Below are 18,159 nucleotides of genomic sequence, written 5' to 3'. Positions count from 1 at the left end.
AACCACTACACAACTATCAAGGAGGGCAAAATAATGTGGGCATATGAAAGTGTATTTTATCAGATTTATCCGTTAGGCTTCTGCGGGGCGCCGTTTGAGAATGATGGTGTTTTGGAACACCGAATTTTGAAGGTGAATGACTGGATACCTCATATCAAAAAGCTTGGGGCAGATGCAATTTATTTTTCACCGGTTTTTGAATCTGATACACACGGATATAATACGAGGGATTATACAAAAATAGACACAAGGCTTGGCACAAACGAGGACTTTGCAAAGGTTTGTGACAATCTGCATAAAGACGGCATAAAGGTAGTGCTGGATGGTGTGTTCAATCATGTGGGAAGAGGCTTCTGGGCGTTTCAGGATGTGCTCAAAAACAGAGAAAGCTCACCGTATGTGAACTGGTTTGGCCGTATAGCGTTCGATGGCAACTCAAACTATAATGATGGACTGTGGTATGAGGGCTGGGAAGGAAACTATGATCTGGTCAAGCTTAATCTGAGAAATGAGGATGTAATCCAGCATATCTTTTCAGCGATAAAGGGCTGGGTAGATGAGTTTGATATAGACGGACTGAGACTTGATGTGGCATACTGCCTCGACCATGATTTCCTAAGAAGGCTCAGAGAGTTCTGCGATTCACTAAAGCCTGATTTCTTTTTGGTGGGAGAGACACTGCACGGTGACTATAACCAGATTATGAATGACGCGATGCTTCATTCTGTTACAAATTATGAGTGCTATAAGGGACTTCATTCAAGCTTCAATTCCATGAATATGTTTGAGATAAATCATTCGCTTCTCAGACAGTTCGGACCGGAGCAGTGGACACTCTACAAGGGTAAGCACCTGCTGTCATTTGTGGACAATCATGATGTGACAAGAGTGGCAAGCATACTGACCAATGAAAAGCACCTGCCACTCATCTATGCGCTTGCGTTTGGCATGCCGGGTATTCCTTGCGTGTACTATGGCAGTGAGTGGGGAGAGAAGGCAAAAAAAGAGGACGGTGATCCGGCACTTAGAGCATGCTTTGAAGCACCGCAGTACAATGAGCTGACGGAGTGGATTTCAAAGCTCGCTAAGGCAAAGAAGGAGTCAAGGGCACTCTGTTATGGCAATTTCTATTCGGTAGTGCTCACAAACGGCCAGTGTGTTTTCGGTCGTGAATGTGATGGTGAAAAGGTATTCGTGTGCATCAATGCCGCAGACCAGCCGTTTTTCGCAGGCTTTGATATGGGAAAGAATGAAGCAACAGACCTGATTACAGGGGAAACGGTTACATTAAACGGTGGCCTTGAGCTTCCGCCTTACAGTGCGTACTTTTTGAGATAACATTTGTATGGACAATAAACAAAAAAAAGAAAGAAAAGAGCTCATATGTGCTGTCACAGCCGTAGTGGTACTTTACACAGCTATGGAGTCAATAGGCATCACATGCCCTATTAAGTTCATCACCGGAATATCATGTGCAGGCTGTGGCATGTCGAGGGCATGGATTGCATTTTTGCAGCTGGATATGGCAAAGGCATTTGAATACCATCCGCTTTTTTGGCTTCCACCTATTGCGGTAATAGTGCTTTTGTGTAAATCTAAAATAAATATTAAAATTTATAAAATAATTATATTTACAATCATTATTATGTTTGCTATAGTTTATATATGCAGATTGATATGGTCAGGCGATGATGTCGTGGTTTTTGAGCCGCAAAACAACATCCTGTTTCGTATCATCCGTATAATAAACAGCAAATAGAAAAGGAGAAAGAAGATGTTTTGCGAGAAATGTGGAAAAGAAATTCCTGATTCAACAAAATTCTGCCCAGCCTGCGGAGCGCCTGTTTCAAAGGCACAGGATTTTGTCAACAAAGCCGGAGAGGCTTTCAATGCAGCAGAGCAGGAGCTTGGAAGTGCATTTGATGAGGTGAAGCAGTCCTTCACAGGAAACAATGCAAACCAGCAGAACGCAGGCTACCAGAATAACGGAGCCGGCCAGTACAACGGAGGCTATCAGAACAACGGAGCAGCCGGCCAGTACAACACAGGCTACCAGAACAATGGTGGTCAGACTCCTCCACCGTACAGGGGAGAGAGATTAAAGGATGACAGAGGTCTTGCCTCATACATCATCCTGTCTATTATCACATGTGGTATTTATGGCTATTATTTCATCTACAAGATGGCTCATGATGTCAATGTGGCATGTGATGGAGATGGCGAGAATACATCTGGACTTGTAGCATTTATCCTGCTTTCAATGATTACATGTGGTATCTATGCATGGTACTGGTACTACAAGCTGGGCAACAGACTGGCAAATAACGCAGGCAGATACGGACTTGGCATTCAGGAGAATGGAACCACTGTTTTGATGTGGTGCATATTTGGTACACTTATCTGTGGAATCGGACCATTCATCGCTATGCATATCCTTATCAAGAACTCAAATATGATCTGCAATGCTTACAACAGGACACATGGACTTATGTAATTTGAGTTTTGATTTAATTTAATTAAATAATTTGATTATATTATATCTAAAGCGGGAGGCAGTTTGCGTTAAGCAGACTGTCTCCTGCAATTTTGTGAAAGTGTGCTTCACGCTGCTTGAGACTATCAGCCTGCAGATGGTTCGCGATATTTCTGTTTAGATAACGATTCCCAATAAATATTATGGAAAAAGACCGTTCAGACATTGACAAAAATTTGTCAAAGTGTTACTATTTTTTTATAAATTACGACAGAAATGTCGGTTATACATAGGTTTTTTAAGGAGGATTTATACAATGAGCGAGTTCAAAAATTTAACACTTGACGTAGCAGATCAGATTGCAGTACTTGCAATCTCAAGACCGGCTGCTCTTAATGCATTAAACAGTGAGACTCTTGATGAGTTAAATGTAGCATTAACAGAGATCGAGGCAAGAGACGATGTTAAGGTGCTTATCCTTACAGGTGGTCCTGACAAGAAGGGCAACGAGTTCAAGTCATTCGTAGCAGGAGCAGACATCTCAGAGATGGTTAACTTCACAGCACCACAGGCAAGAGCATTCGGAATCAAGGCTTCAGAGCCATTCTTCAAGCTTATGAATATGCGTCAGGTAACAATCGCAGCTGTCAATGGATTCGCACTCGGTGGAGGATGTGAGATCTCTATGGCATGTGATATCAGAATCGCTTCTGAGAACGCAATTTTCGGACAGCCTGAGACAGGTCTTGGAATCATCCCTGGCTTTGGTGGTACACAGAGACTTGCTCGTTTAGTAGGAATGGGACGTGCTAAGGAAATGATCTTCACATGCGACAATGTAGACGCTGCTGAAGCATACCGCATCGGTCTCGTTAATAAAGTAGTAGCTAAAGAGGAACTTATGCCAACAGCTAAGGCTATGGCTGCAAAGATCATCTCTAAGGGAAGCTACGCAATCGCAGTTGCAAAGGCTGCTATCAACAACGGATATGATATGGATATCAAGAACGCTGTTGAGATGGAAGCAAACCTCTTCGGTGTTGTAAATGATACAAACGATAAGAAAGAGGGAATGGGAGCATTCCTTGAGAAGAGAGCTGCAAACCTTACAGATTTCTAATTGTGATTTGAATTATATGGTCTATGAATCAAAACAGCCGGTGCGTTATGCACCGGCTGTTTTAATAAAATAAACTAAATTATCACTCTTACAATAAAAAGTGTATCGGTCACACTGTACTGGCATTTGCCACCCAGTCTCTCGGCAGTTTGTCTGATGCTTCTTGTGCCAAGTCCATGTCCTCTTTCTGTCGCTACAGGCATATCGTTTACGAGCTTAGGCCTTACAGCATAAGGATTTTCAACAGAAATCAAAAGCTTGCCGCTTTTCTCTGAGATGGAGAGTCTGATAAAGCGCCTGTCAGGCTCAAGCATCATGACGGCATGCATGGCATTTTCCAGGGCATTCTGAAGTATCGCTGTCATGTCTATGTCTGAGAAGGGGAGCTTTGATGGAACGGATATAGAATACCTGAAATCGATATGCTTATCATTAAAGCTGTCGGCATGGGACATGATAATGATGTTTATTATTTCGTTTGCACAGAAGCGTTTTCTGGTGGTCTTTTCGGTTGCCTTGACTATGCTGTGTATGTATTCCAATGCCTTTTCGTCTTCATTGTTTTCGATAAAGGCAGCTATATTATTCAGAAAGTGCCTCATATCGTGGCGCAGCAGAGAAACATTTTTCTCATTGCGCTGCATGCTCTCGATTTCCTTTGCAAACTGCGCCTGCTTTATCTGCATAAAATAATTCTGTGTGGCAATCTGCTGCTGTCGTTCAATCGAGTGATAGTAGACCACGCAGAAGGTCAGAAAGCTGATACACATGAGAAATGGCACAAACTCGACCACTATGCGGCTGCCGCTGTAAAGCAGCTTCGTGTACACTGTTGTCGCATAGTCGAATATGTAGTAGAAAAACGGCATGATGCATATAGGTATGAGCTCCACATCGGGCTTTGCAAAGATATCGGACAGTGCCGGGGCGATGAATCTGTATACGACAAAGTATGTGAGGAAAATACCGGCAATATAGGTCAAATCGACAATCCAGCTCTTATAGCCGAGCGACTCTGCGATGATAGACATCCAGTTACATATCTGACAGCACATGTAGGCACTTGTGACAGCAAGCAGTGATTTGAGCACACTTCGGTGAAAAACAAATATCAGTATCAGCAAAAGAGGCAGATGCGTCACGAGAGGATATGCATTTACCACACTTGCAGAGCCCTTAAAGCATATGAGTACGAGATCCAAAAGCAGATCTGTGATACAGAATGCGTTTAATATCAGTATATTTTTTTTATTGTTTTTGATACCTATTATAGATGTAGTGACAAATACTCCAAAGTAGAGCGTGAGTATGTATCTCACAGTGTGCATGATAAAATTAAGCATATAATTATTCCTTTTTTATGATATATAGCCTACTCCTTAAACATATATGAGAAATAGGCATCCTGAAAGCTCTTTGAAAGACCTCTGGAAATGGAAATCTTGGTACCTGATTTTGTGACAAGCTCAGTTGCTGAAAAATGCTCCACAGCCGGCATGTATACAATATAGCTCCGGTGGCACTTGAAGAAGCCCTTTTCGACAGTGAGCAGCTTTTCATAATATGAAAGTGTGCCAATGGCTTCAAGCCTTTGTCCGTCGTATAGTGCCAATCTGACCTTCTTATTCTGCGCCTCGATAAACTCAATATGGTGCATGAGTACATTTTGATATCCAAATGCAGTATGTACTGCGATGGAATCGGCAGGCTTTGATACAGCAGACAAGCATTTGTCCAAAAGCTTATATAGCTTCTCTCTGTCAACAGGCTTTAGCAGATAGCCGGAAGCATCCACGTCATAGGATTCGATGGCAAACTCAGGCGATGTGGTCAGAAAGATGATTTTCGATATCAGATTGTGCTCGCGCAGCTCTCTTGCGGCATCCATGCCATTTAAAAGCGGCATCATGATATCCAGAAGAATCACATCAGGCCTGTTTTTGGCACAGTATTCAAGCAGCTTATCGCCGCTTTCCATGGTTTTTACAATGATGGGAGTGCCGGCTGTGGCTTTCCAGTCGTTCACGAGCTGGCAGGTCTGCTCAAGACATGCACTGTCATCATCACAGATTACTATTTCAAACATTTTTTACCTCTAATGTCTTTTTTACTTTATTATATAATCTTTTTTGTAAAGCGTAAACAACAGTCTTGAAAAAAGAATGAAATGTATCTATAATTAATCAGATTATTATAGATTTACAAGAGGGTAAAATGAAGTCAAGAGCAACACAGACCAAAGAACTGGATATGGTAAACGGACCACTTGCAAGGAAGATACTGATTTATTCCATACCGCTCATGTTTTCAAACCTGCTTCAGGTATTTTTCAATATGACGGATGTGGCAGTGGTGGGAAAATTTGCAGGTGCAAGAGCACTCGGCTCGGTCGGTTCTACGACCATCATCATCACACTCACAACAGGTATCCTGCTTGGTATGGGAGGCGGTGTCAATGCTGTCACGGCACTGCACATGGGAGCTGAGGACTACCAGAGGGTGCATAAGACAGTCCACACATCGGTCATCCTGTGCTTTATAGCGGGGCTTTTACTGTTAGTGGCAGGTCTGGTTTTTTCAAAGCCCCTGCTTGAAGTAATGAATACAAAGCCCGAGCTGATAGACGGTGCTACAGCATATCTGATGATATACCTGTGCGGTTCGCCGGCGCTTGCGCTTTATAATTTCGGTAACGGTGTGCTGAGCGCAGTGGGAGATACAAAGAGGCCTCTCATATACCTGAGTATCTCCGGAATTATCAATATAGTGCTAAACCTGTTTTTTGTAATAGTATGCAGACTGGGAGTGATAGGAGTAGCCATCGCAAGCATCATAGCACAGTACATCTCAGCGGCTCTCATCATCAGGTTTCTCATGAAGACATACGGCAGCTACGGCCTGCGCCTGAAGGATATAGCGATTGACCGTGATGCAGCCGCAGCAGTGCTTCGTATCGGAGTGCCGGCAGCAATACAGTACTCGCTCTTTGCCATAGCCAATATATGTATCCAGACATCCATCAACTCCTTCAGCCATGTGGTCGTGGAGGGCAATTCAGCCGCCACCAATGCGGATTCGCTCATCTATGACATGATGGCGGCATTTTACACGGCATGCACCAGCTTCATAGCTCAGAATCTGGGCGCAAGGAAAAAAGAAAGAGTGCTGAGGACATTTTTCATCACATTAGCGTACTCGTTTCTTATGGGGCTGGTGCTTGGAGTGGCGCTGTTTATATTTCAAAGACCGTTCCTTTTGCTCTTTACAAGTGATGATGCTGTGATACACTATGGGCAGATCAGAATCGGTGTGATGGCATTCGTCTACTGTGTGTCAGCCTTCATGGACAATGCCACAGCCGCCGCCAGGGGTATCGGAAAAAGCGTCATGCCAACCATCATAGTGGTCATGGGCTCTGTCGTATTCAGGATTATATGGCTGCTCACGGTGTTTGCGTATTTTAGGACACTGCAGTCCTTATACCTCATATACGTCATTTCGTGGACGCTCACCGCAATCGCCGGCAATATATACTTTGCGTACCACTATAGGAGAATCTAGCGGATAGTTATAATAAAACTGAATAGTACGTGATAAAAACAGTCAGACATATGTGAGAGATGTGTCCGGCTGTTTTTGCGTTTTTACACATTTTTGCACATTTTTGCACATTTTTGCACATTTATGGATGAGAGCATGCAATTCACACCCTGAAAACTACATTTGGCACCGTTGGTGCAAAGTAAGGCACAAAATGTTGTATAATTAGTACTATCAATACAAGTATATGTGATATGGAAATATATAACGAAGCACAGATACGAGGGAGGTACTGGAATATGAAGAAAAGTAGATTCGCAAAAAAGATGATGGCACTGATTCTTGCAGTAGTGACAGCAGTAACACTCATGCCGGTAAATGGATTTATGAGTAAGGTAAGTGCGGATGAGACAGAAAATGTGAAACCTAATTATTTGACTTTTACAGCGAAGGAGGCAGGGCCTACAATTACGTTTGCATGGAGAAATGGCTCTGATGTAATGTATAGTACAGATGGTGGAAATAATTGGGCTGAATACACTAATGGTACAGAAATTAAACTTGATAAGGTTGGAAGTACTGTAAGTTTTAAAGGAAAAAATGTTACTACGGATTATTATAATCACTTTACAATGAACGGCATAATAGAAGCATCAGGCAGTGTTACCAGTTTAACAGATGGTGAAGGAAATAAAACTGATGTAAACCTTTCCAGGGAATGCTATAGATATATGTTTTCTAAATGCACAAGCCTGACAACAGCGCCGGAATTGCCAGCAACAACATTACAACCAGAATGTTACGACCATATGTTTTATGGTTGTACAAGCCTGACAACGGCACCTGAATTGCCAGCAGAACAATTAGCATCGTATTGTTACGACCATATGTTTTCTGAATGTACAAGTCTGACAACAGCGCCAGAATTGCCAGCAAAACAATTAGCATCGTATTGTTATGATTCTATGTTTTATAAATGTACAAGCCTGACAACAGCGCCAGAATTGCCAGCAGAACAATTAGCATCGTGTTGTTACGACTATATGTTTTCTGAATGTACAAGTCTGACAACAGCGCCAAAATTGCCAGCAAAACAATTAGCAGAGTTCTGTTATGGATTTATGTTTAGTGGATGTACAAGACTGACAACAGCGCCAGAATTGCCAGCAGAACAATTAGCAGAGACCTGTTATGAAAATATGTTTTCTGGATGCAAAAGCTTGACAACAGCACCTAAATTGCCAGCAAAACAATTAGCACCTTATTGTTATTTTTCTATGTTTGATAAATGTACAGGACTTATAGAGGCTCCAGATCTACCGGCAACAAATTTAGCAAAGTATTGTTATTCATATATGTTTAATGGATGTACAAAACTTATAGAGGCTCCAGATCTGCCGGCAACAAATTTAGCAGAGTATTGTTATTCATATATGTTTAATGGATGTACAAAACTTATAGAGGCTCCAAATCTGCCAGCAAAGACATTAGCAAGTAATTGTTATAAGCTAATGTTTTACAATTGCACAACATTAAGAATTAGTACGAAGTTGGATGAACAACATTCTAAGAATTGGAATATTTCAAGTCAGGCAGACACGCAAAATATGTTTAGCGGATGTACTAAGGTCGATTTTGGAAATGGATCACATGAGGCAAAAGCAGGAGAGATATATTATACAGGATGCAATCATGAGTATAACAGTAAAAATGAATGTAATAAATGTCACTGGATGAATGTCATTACAATCGATTCAGTGGATGTGACAATCACTGCGCCTGTTCCTGGTGTGTCATTTCCTACATCTGTAACTTGTAAGACGACTGGGGTATCAGGATGCTCAGGCATTAAATGGACTAAAGAAGATGGAACAGAAGTGAAAGCAGATGATAAAGTACAATATGGTGCCACATATTATGCTAATGTTACATTAACAAAAAAAGAAGGATATGGTTTTAGTGATACGGTAACAATTACATGTAATGGGGAAGAGAGCCCTAATGCAGGCTGTAACATCACGGGTGGATCGCTAAATATAAAGATACCATTTTGGGTAAAGGCAAATCTTATTAGCATAACACAGCCGCAGCCAGTTCAGACAAGCTATGGAGCTGAAAAGTCAGCAGAGGGGTTGGGATTGCCAGACACTGTCAAAATTATAACAGAGAGTTCAGATATTACATCAGCTCCTGTTACATGGGATTTTAAAAATGTGAAATATGATCCAAATAAGGATGATGAACAGAAATTTGAGGTTTCTGGAGAAATAACATTACCAGATACGGTGGTAAATAAAAATAATAAACCTTTAAATGTAAAAGTAAATGTAACGGTATCGGCTGCAAAGAAAATAACATACACTGCAACAGGATATGATGGTACATACGATGGGAAAGTTCATGGTATTTCTGTAAATGTAACTGAACCAGCAGATGCAAAAGTGACTTATAGTTTCACAGGGGCAACGGGAATAAAAAATGAGTTCAAAGATGTATGTAATTATAAGGTTATGTATTTTATCAATGCAACAGGCTACAAACCTGTAGTTGGTACTTGCAATGTGGTTATACATCCTAAACAAATAACAGCAACAGTAAATGCAGACAGCAAAAATTACGATGGAACAACTATCACTAATGTGTCAGCATTAGCTGATACAGGAATAGAAGGAGAAAAACTCAGTATTTCCGGACTTACAGGTACATTTGATAATAAGAATGCAGGAAATGGTAAGATAGTAAATATTAATAGCAATAATGCTGTTATAACAGTTAATTCTTCATCAAATAATGGCACAAAGGCAGACAATTACATTGTTTCCTATCCATCATATACCACTGCATCAATTAACCCTCGAAAACTTGAATTTTCATGGAAGACTAAATCAGAATTTATATTCGATGAAATGCAGCATGAGGTAAATGCAAAAATAACAAACCTGGTAGATAGCGAAACTGCAAATATCACATATAGTAATGATGGCAGCAATGTCCATACAGCTACTAATCCGGGGCAATATACAGCAAAAGTAGAAAGCATTGATAATTCAAATTATACGTTAGACGGTTCAAATAATACTTACGAGTGGAGTATAAAAGAGTTTGTAACGGATGTAAGGGCTACTGTTTCTGGTAGTGTTAAAGACAATGGCTGGTTTACGTCAGGCACTGTTCAATTGAAGGCACCGGTGGGGTATAAAATACGCCTAAGCGATAATAAGTCAGGTTGGCAGGATACAGCGGCGTGTACATTAACTGATGGAAAAGATAAAATGGCAACATATCAGTTGATGGAGAGTTCTACAGGATATGTGACAAATCCTATAAGCATTGCTCCTGTCAAAATAGACAGTACAGCTCCAACAGGAACTATCAGCGTAAAGGAAAACAAATTTACATCACTGCTCAATACTATTACATTTAAGCATTTTTTCAAGAATTCTGTTGATGTTAAATTTAATGCATTAGATGAGACAAGTGGAGTGGCTAAGATTGAGTATGCATTGATTTCAAATGTCAAAGATCTGCAATCTGCTACATGGAAGGATATTACAGATGCAAAGAAGATATCTTTAGCAGCACATACCAAGAAGGCTGTATATGCTCGACTGACAGATAATGCAGGAAATACAGCAGTCATTAATTCTGATGGTATTGTAGTTTACACTGATGCTGTAACAGAAGATACAGTATCTTCCGAAAGATTAAATGCAAAAGATACACCAACAAATATCTCAGTAAATCAAAACACTGTCGCAACAGTATTGTTTGACGGAAAAGATATTACAGCAAATTTGAATGATGTGCTTATGATTAATAATTCAGACGGCAAAATTGTATTAAAGAAATCATTCTTAGAGACTTTGAGTGCAGGAGAACACAGGCTTACAATAGGCTATAATCCTTTTGGGGAGCAATATGTATCTGACAGTAATAATGATGCTCCGGCAGAGTCTGTTATAACAATACAAGTAAACAGATTGGCTGGAAGTGTCAGCGATATTGCAGATATTGGAAAAACATACGATGGAACAGCAGTAAGTGTTCCGGAGTTTACAACAACAAATGCCAAGAGTGATAAAACTGTTACATATGAGTACAAACAAAAGGATGCAGCAGATGCTGAGTATTCAGAAGCTGTACCGGTAAATGCAGGCAGCTATACAGTAAGAATTACTGTTGCTGAGGATGATAATTATTCAAAAGCAGTGAGTACAAAAGACTTTACTATCACAAAGAAGCCTGTAAATATTAAGTGGACAGGTGATGAGTTTACTTATGATGGTAAAGTTCACAAAGCTCAGGCAGATGTTATTTCTGATGACATAGTTGGAAAAGACAAAGTAAGTGTCATAACAACTGGAGAGCAGACTAACGCAGGTAAGTACACAGCAACAGCAACTGGTGTTGATAATGCAAATTATGTGCTCAGCACAGAAGCTGACAGTACACATGATTTCAGCATTGCTAGAAAGCCAATCAAAGTAACAGCTGACAGTGTACAAAAACATGTAAATGCTGATGATCCTAAGTTTACTTACACAGTTGAAGCTAATGCACTGGTAACAGGAGATACACTTAAGGATATTACAGTTGAAAGGACAAAAGGAGAGGAATGTGGCGAGTACGATATCGCTATTACAGCAAAGGCTAATTCTAATCCTAACTATGAAATAACAACTGTTGACGGCAAATTAACTATAGCAGACCACATATATTCCGATACAACATACACATGGAGCGCTGACAACACAGAGTGTACAGCTGCAAGAAAGTGCACATACTGCGACAAGACTGACACAGAGACAGCTAAATCAAAAGCAGAAGTGACACAGAATAATAGCTGTACACTGCCGGAGCTCACAAAGTACACAGTAAGTTTCAAGAACGAAAACGGCACAGCTTTTAAAGCACAGGCCAAGGAAAATGTGCAGACAAAAGAAGCAACAGGCCACAAGTGGGATGGCGGAGTACAGACCAAGGCTCCAACATATACAGACGAGGGAGAGATGACATACACCTGTGAGTCATGTGGCGCTACAAAGACAGAGAGCATAGAAAAGCTTAAACTCAATGAGTACGATATCCTTGAGGGAGCAGACACCACCCACGTGCTTAAAGTGGATGAAGCTCATGCAATCCGCGTCAACTGTGAAGTAGAGTATTTCCTTGATGTCATGGTAGATGGAAAGACCGTTGATCCGAAATACTATACAGTAAAGAGCGGCTCAACAATTGTCACATTTACAAAGGAGTTCCTTGATTCACTCAGTGTCGGAGACCATGAAGTGAAGTTCTTATTCACAAACGGAACAGCCAGGGCAACTATCACAGTAGTTGAGAAGCAGGCACAAGAAACTAAACCGGCCGACAAGGATAAGACAGATATCAATAAACCTGCTACATCACAGAAACCGGCACAGCAGACAGCAGCTCCGGCTAAAAAACCGGCAGTAAATCAGAATAAAGCAACCAGAACCGGCGATGACAATCCTGCAATGATGGTACTTATACTGATGCTTCTTGGCGGAGCAGGTGCAGTTGGATACAGCTTAAAGAGAAGAAAAGCTCATTAGAATATGCTTAACAGAAAAAAAATACGCAATTCACTAACCTGTTAGTAAAATTTATCCTCAGAGGCAGCCGCGGTTTCGCGGCTGTCTCTTTTAAGCGTCATTTACGTTATTACGGCAAATTTGATAATTTGATATATTTGACATTTTGATAATTGCCTGATATTTTTATTGCCCTTTTGAGGTTTTAATGCTACAATCAAGCCAAAGCATTATATTTCTGTTGAGCGACACCACAGTACACATTTTCATCGGTGCGTATCACTTTGAAGAGGGTAGAACCACTTAGTATTTTTCGACAAAGACATGGAAATTTTCAATGCTTTAAGTTACCTATCAATAGCAGGGAAAATGGATATGTCGATTGAGAAAACCTTATGTGAATGAAGCGGACTGGGGTTGCGGATGCTTTATATTGATAAGCGATTTCGCATCATGCGATATTATATTCTCCCTGCTCACACAACTGAACAGGAGGAGAATAATGTCGGGAGAGACAAAAGAGGTTTTGGGCAGTAATTATGACCAGAACGATGTAATCATCAACGGATTGATTGACAAAATGACGCTGTTTGATGACAATCTGATGAGTCTTGTATTCGGGCAGAATATCGAGACAACGGAGCTGCTGCTTCGCGTAATAATGGAGCGTGATATTAAGGTTATAGACGTCAGGGGGCAGGATGAATTAAAAAACCCAATGATTGGCGGACGGTGTATTACCTTGGATGTGCATGCAATAGATGTTGATGGCAGGCATATTGATATCGAGGTGCAGATTAATGCGGAGGGCTCGAATGTCAGAAGAGCCAGATATCACAGCAGTATGATGGATGCGAGGATGCTGAAGGAAGGTCAGGAATTTAAGGAGATTAAGGATTCATACGTGATTTTTATTTATGATCACGATAAGTTCAGAAAAGGACTGCCATTTTATCACATTCAAAGGCGTGTTGATGAAACGGGTGAAGCCTTTGGAGATGGTTCGCATATCATCTATGTAAATGGAAGGTATGAAGGTAATGATGATATAGGCCGGATGATGAGAGATTTTCACCAGTGCAGGCCGGAGCAGATAAAAAGCGAGACATTGTCAAAAGCAGTGGCTTATTACAAAGAAAAGGAAGGACGTGGTGCTATGAGTGAAGCTGTAAGAAAGTATGCAATGGAATATGCAAAAGAGTATGGTGAGGAACAAAGAAGAGAAGGTTTGAAGACGGGCATTCAGGCCGGACGTCGTACAGAAATATTCTTATCGGTTCAGGATGGGGACTATTCGGTGAACAGGGGAGCTGAGAAGCTTGGAATGTCAGTGGATGAGTTTGAAAAATCAATGAGTGAGGCTGGCTACAGAGTACCGGAGTTAGCGTAATACGTATATAGACAATTAAAATCATAAAGTGACTATTGGAAAAATTATTGAAGCTTCAAAGAATGAGTCAGGAAAATAGAGGCATGTTTGATTATGGAAAATTCAAATGAAAAAGAAGACATGAGAACACTTATTATGGTATTTGTAATATGGCTTTTGTTATGGTGCGTTGATAACAGACAGTATTTTTTTGAGTATCTGCCACATCACTCAGATTATGAGATAGTGGTAGCATATAAAGCTTTTAATGGTGATATACGTGATAATATAATCAGGGTATATGTACCGGATAGGGATAATGCTATCGGATATATAAAGGCAGACTACACAGACAAAGAAGAAAAGCCTATATATGTAGGATACAGTAAGGAAAGGTCACCTCACGTTGTACGTAAAACACCGGCGCTTTCAAAAGGAATGATTTTAGCGGGAGGAATCATTCCGGCAGCAGTAGTCCAATATTTTTTTAGAAAAAAGCATAAATAGTGTCCTTAGACACGCAGGAAATTTAGAGACCCTTCAGGATTATCAGTGCCCTTCTCGAGCAGCGAGATGAGCTCTGAGATAGTCTGTTCGGTCTCTTCTTTTGTGGACGGAATCAGTGTATTGTCAAGCTTTACGACGAGCACAAGAAGCACAATCTCTGCAAGCGCATCAGGCTGTTGGCACACGATAAGTCCCTCGTCTGCTCCCTGCCTTATGATTTCACCTGTCACCGGCTTTAGCTCGGTAATCAGGTAATTGATGTATTTGTTGTGCAAAAATGCATTCTCCTGCACACCGTTTCCGGCATCGGACTGGATTTTTAAAAAGGCGGCAGAGGAGTTGCGGCACGCCTGAAATATCATCGCCATGCGCACAAACGGAGAGATATCGGTGCGCTTTGCAAGCTCCTTTGCAGTGGCAAGCGGCTCCTCGTAGCTTTTTGCCATAAGTGCATCAAAGATAGCCTCCTTTGATGAAAAATAATAATATATGCTACCCTTGCCTATCCCGGCTGTCTGGGCGATTTCGCTGACAGATATCTGGGATATTTTTTTTGTTTCTAAAAGGGTTCTTAGCGCTTCAAGTATCTTCTCGTATTTTTCTGAATTTTCTCTGGTGGAATGTGGCATAGTGGTTCCTCTTTTTTCGTTTACGTCTATTTTAATATATTAGCACAATCCATGTGATTCTTCCATGAAATTTTACAGGGGTAATAGGTTTTGTTGATAATGATACTATACGTTTGGATAGTTTATGAAAAAATAACAGAATAGTTTGAAAGCGAAAATATTTATATTGACCGTCAGTCGAAAAAGTGATACTGTAATTAAGTAACAGGTTGACCAATGGTCGAAAAGGAGAATTAATATGACTTATGCAGATATGTTTTCAAAGGTAAAGGGACTGTTTATGGAGTCTGATGTGAGCGATATAAGTGAGCATCTTGCTTTTCAGTTCAATATAACAGGAGAGGCAGAGGGAATTTTCTATGCCGAGGTAAAGGATGGCGTGCTGGCAGTGGAGCCGTATGAGTATTTTGACAGGGATGCGATTTTTATATGCAGTGCTGAGACTCTTTTCAAGCTGGCAGATGGAAGGCTTGATCCGATTCTTGCATTTACAACAGGCAAGCTCAAGGTGGAGGGAAATATTGATAAGGCGCTTCGACTGAAGCAGATTATAGACAGTAAGAAGGCGTAGGTGATGAGGATGAAGTGGGGAATAATTGCAGGTGTTTTAGGCGGTATTGCTGCAGCAGAGGCAGGCGGCAGTGCTTATTTCTACATGAGAACCATGATGCGCTACAATGCAAAAAAGGAGCGCACGATGAAGATGTCGGGGGTTGACTGGGAGAGCTATTACAGCTTTATGAAGCCGCGTGGAGAGTGGATGAGAGCACAGACTCATGAGGATGTGTGGATTAAGTCTGATGATGGATTAAGGCTGCATGCCACATATTTTCCTGGGATAGCTGGCAGTAATCCGGATAAAGCTGTCATATGCTTCCACGGCTACACAAGTGAAGCCATGTCCGATTACAGCAGCATATCCAATTACTATTTAAAGAAGGGCTATAGTATGCTGCTCGTAGATGCGAGGGCGCACGGACAAAGCGAGGGCAAATTCATAGGCTTCGGCTGCAAGGACCGCTATGATGCGCTCAAGTGGATTGACTGGATGATTAAAAAAGCAGGCAATGACATAAGGATAGTGCTGATGGGAAATTCCATGGGAGGTGCCACGGTGCTTATGGCAAGTGGGCTTAATCTGCCAGAGCAGGTGAAGGGCATTGTGTCAGACTGCGCATTTACCTCGCCTAAGGCTGTGTTTACACATGTGCTTCACAGCATGTACCATCTGCCGGCTTTTCCGATGCTTCAGATTGCAGATTTTGTGAACAGGAAAATGGCAGGATATGGGCTTGATGACTGTAATGCCGCAAAAGAGGTGCAAAAGGCGAAGAAGCCTATTTTGTTTATCCATGGTGATAAGGATACATTTGTGCCATGCAGCATGTGTGATGAGCTTTATGCAAGCTGCGCATCACAAAAGACAAAGCTGATAGTAAAGGGCGCCGGACACTGCGAGAGCTATTACAGGAATACGAAGGCTTTCGAGGACGCACTTGATAAATTTTTGGAAGGAGTTATGAGATGATGAAGACGAGAAAGGGACACAACGTATATCCGATTACGGTTGCACAAAAATTTCATTTGTACTATGCAAAGTACTGTCCGAATATGGCTGTGCTCAATATCGGTACAAGCCTCACAATCGGCACGGAGCTTGACTGGAACGTGCTAAGGGATTCAATCAACTACGCGTATGCCAGAAACGAGGCAATGCGTATCCGTTTTACAAGGGATAAGGATGGAGAGTGCTATCAGTATATTGCGGATGTAGATGAGGATCTTAATGAGAGAACTGTCGATTTCAGGGATTTTACTGATGTGACCATGGAGGAGGCAGAGAATGAAATGCAAGGCTGGACACAGGTGCCGTTTGAGTTTGAGGACTCTCCGATGACCAAAATCGTGATGATAAAGATGCCTGATGGCTTTAATGGAGTGTACTTCTTAGGTCATCACATGGTGGTTGATGCGCAGTCGCTTATTGCATTTTTAAAGGATATTATCGAGATATACTGCAATGCCATGTACGAGGGAGTACCTTTTCCAAAGGATATGTGCTCATACATCGAGCAGCTTAAGAAGGATCTGGCGTATGAAGCCGGAAGCAAGGCACAGCTTAGGGACAGAGAGTTCTTTGAGAAGCTTATCGGACAGTCGGAGCCAATCTACAACGGAATCGACGGCACAGCAAAGCTTGAGACGGCAAGGAAGCTGATGCATGATGACAAGCTAAGGAGTGCATTCAATGCATCGGATGATGTCACCTCAGCGCTTGATATCTTTCATCTGGAGGCTGAGCCGACAAAGCGTCTTATGGATTTTTGTGAGAAATATCATGTTTCGCTTGCATGTCTGCTGCTTATGGGTATCAGGACATTTTTCCAGAAGGAAAACGGCTTCGATGATGTCTCCGTAAACAATGCCATCGCCAGACGTGCGACACTAAAGGAGAAGAGGTCAGGCGGCACACGTATTCATTCGTTTCCGTTTAGGACGAGCTTTTCAAAGGATGTACGCTTTATCGATGCCGTGTATACCATCAGGGATAAGCAAAACGAGCTGTTTCGCCATGCAAACTACAACCCGACAGAGTACTTTGCACTGCGTTCAAAGACATATCCGCAGCCGAAGGCGGGGCTTACCTATGAGCCGATGTCGCTTACATATCAGCCTATGACCTTAAAGGAAAAGGGCTTAAACGACCTCGGAGATATAAAATACAAGACCAAGTGGTACCCGAACGGCATGACCACGCAGGCTATGTATCTTACGGTAATGCACCGCCCGGAGGACAATGGACTGGATTTCAGCTTCGAGCATCAGGTTAAGGCTGTCTCAAGAAAGCAGCTTGAGTATATGTACTATTACCTGTGCAAAATCATGTTCAAGGGTGCAGAAAACCCTGAGCTTACAATAGGTGAAATCATTAAATTAGTGTAGTGGATTAGGAAACGTATTAGGTA

Annotated in this window: 14 protein-coding genes; 11 read left to right on the top strand and 3 right to left on the bottom strand. The window is 41.6% G+C overall.

The window, feature by feature from the left end; all coding sequences use genetic code 11:
- Nucleotides 1-33: 33 nt before the first annotated feature.
- The 4 genes from ACW6PM_RS04755 (at nt 34) to ACW6PM_RS04740 (ending at nt 3,593) form a co-directional block, all read left to right on the top strand.
- Nucleotides 34-1,338, top strand: a complete 1,305-nt coding sequence (locus ACW6PM_RS04755; protein ID WP_456056387.1) for an alpha-amylase family glycosyl hydrolase — start codon at nt 34-36, stop codon at nt 1,336-1,338.
- A gap of 7 nt (nt 1,339-1,345) precedes the next feature.
- Entirely contained in the window at nt 1,346-1,759 is a 414-nt protein-coding gene (locus ACW6PM_RS04750; protein ID WP_308496438.1) for a DUF2752 domain-containing protein, read from the top strand.
- Between the two features lie 15 nt (nt 1,760-1,774).
- Nucleotides 1,775-2,494 (top strand): DUF4234 domain-containing protein, encoded by a 720-nt coding sequence (locus ACW6PM_RS04745; protein WP_308669413.1) that lies wholly within the window; start codon nt 1,775-1,777, stop codon nt 2,492-2,494.
- 295 nt (nt 2,495-2,789) lie between these two features.
- Nucleotides 2,790-3,593, top strand: coding sequence for an enoyl-CoA hydratase-related protein (locus tag ACW6PM_RS04740; protein WP_022292662.1), 804 nt, complete (start codon nt 2,790-2,792; stop codon nt 3,591-3,593).
- Nucleotides 3,594-3,667: 74 nt separating this feature from the next.
- Here ACW6PM_RS04740 and ACW6PM_RS04735 read toward each other — a convergent pair whose 3' ends face one another.
- Complete coding sequence (locus tag ACW6PM_RS04735; protein ID WP_456056386.1) at nt 3,668-4,936, bottom strand: sensor histidine kinase; 1,269 nt, start codon at nt 4,934-4,936, stop codon at nt 3,668-3,670.
- A gap of 29 nt (nt 4,937-4,965) precedes the next feature.
- Nucleotides 4,966-5,679 (bottom strand): LytR/AlgR family response regulator transcription factor, encoded by a 714-nt coding sequence (locus tag ACW6PM_RS04730; protein ID WP_456056385.1) that lies wholly within the window; start codon nt 5,677-5,679, stop codon nt 4,966-4,968.
- 128 nt (nt 5,680-5,807) lie between these two features.
- Between ACW6PM_RS04730 and ACW6PM_RS04725 the strand changes: the two genes are divergently transcribed.
- The 4 genes from ACW6PM_RS04725 (at nt 5,808) to ACW6PM_RS04710 (ending at nt 14,564) form a co-directional block, all read left to right on the top strand.
- Nucleotides 5,808-7,154, top strand: a complete 1,347-nt coding sequence (locus ACW6PM_RS04725; protein WP_456056384.1) for an MATE family efflux transporter — start codon at nt 5,808-5,810, stop codon at nt 7,152-7,154.
- A 278-nt stretch (nt 7,155-7,432) separates the two neighbouring features.
- The gene (locus tag ACW6PM_RS04720; RefSeq protein WP_456056383.1) at nt 7,433-12,709 is read left to right on the top strand and encodes an MBG domain-containing protein; all 5,277 of its coding nucleotides are present in this window, start codon (nt 7,433-7,435) and stop codon (nt 12,707-12,709) included.
- A gap of 481 nt (nt 12,710-13,190) precedes the next feature.
- On the top strand, nt 13,191-14,078 hold the full coding sequence (locus ACW6PM_RS04715; RefSeq protein ID WP_456056382.1) for a PD-(D/E)XK nuclease family transposase: 888 nt from the start codon (nt 13,191-13,193) through the stop codon (nt 14,076-14,078).
- A 93-nt stretch (nt 14,079-14,171) separates the two neighbouring features.
- On the top strand, nt 14,172-14,564 hold the full coding sequence (locus tag ACW6PM_RS04710; protein ID WP_456056381.1) for a hypothetical protein: 393 nt from the start codon (nt 14,172-14,174) through the stop codon (nt 14,562-14,564).
- Nucleotides 14,565-14,569: 5 nt separating this feature from the next.
- Here the strand turns inward: ACW6PM_RS04710 and ACW6PM_RS04705 are convergent, their stop codons facing one another.
- Entirely contained in the window at nt 14,570-15,193 is a 624-nt protein-coding gene (locus ACW6PM_RS04705) for a TetR/AcrR family transcriptional regulator (protein ID WP_456056380.1), read from the bottom strand.
- A gap of 238 nt (nt 15,194-15,431) precedes the next feature.
- Between ACW6PM_RS04705 and ACW6PM_RS04700 the strand changes: the two genes are divergently transcribed.
- Genes ACW6PM_RS04700 through ACW6PM_RS04690 form a run of 3 tightly spaced genes read left to right on the top strand, consistent with a single transcriptional unit; the run spans nt 15,432 to nt 18,136 of the window.
- Nucleotides 15,432-15,764 carry an SCP2 sterol-binding domain-containing protein gene (locus tag ACW6PM_RS04700; RefSeq protein ID WP_308669419.1) on the top strand — a complete coding sequence of 111 codons (333 nt, stop codon included), beginning with the start codon at nt 15,432-15,434 and terminating at the stop codon, nt 15,762-15,764.
- Nucleotides 15,765-15,767: 3 nt separating this feature from the next.
- Nucleotides 15,768-16,721: an alpha/beta hydrolase gene (locus ACW6PM_RS04695; protein WP_456056379.1), complete on the top strand. Its 954-nt coding sequence runs from the start codon at nt 15,768-15,770 to the stop codon at nt 16,719-16,721.
- Nucleotides 16,721-18,136, top strand: coding sequence for a condensation domain-containing protein (locus tag ACW6PM_RS04690; protein ID WP_456056467.1), 1,416 nt, complete (start codon nt 16,721-16,723; stop codon nt 18,134-18,136). Before ACW6PM_RS04695 ends, ACW6PM_RS04690 begins: the two co-directional genes overlap by 1 nt.
- Nucleotides 18,137-18,159: the final 23 nt, after the last annotated feature.

The organism is Agathobacter sp., from assembly GCF_977054825.1.
This window is presented reverse-complemented; position numbering and strand designations above follow the sequence as displayed.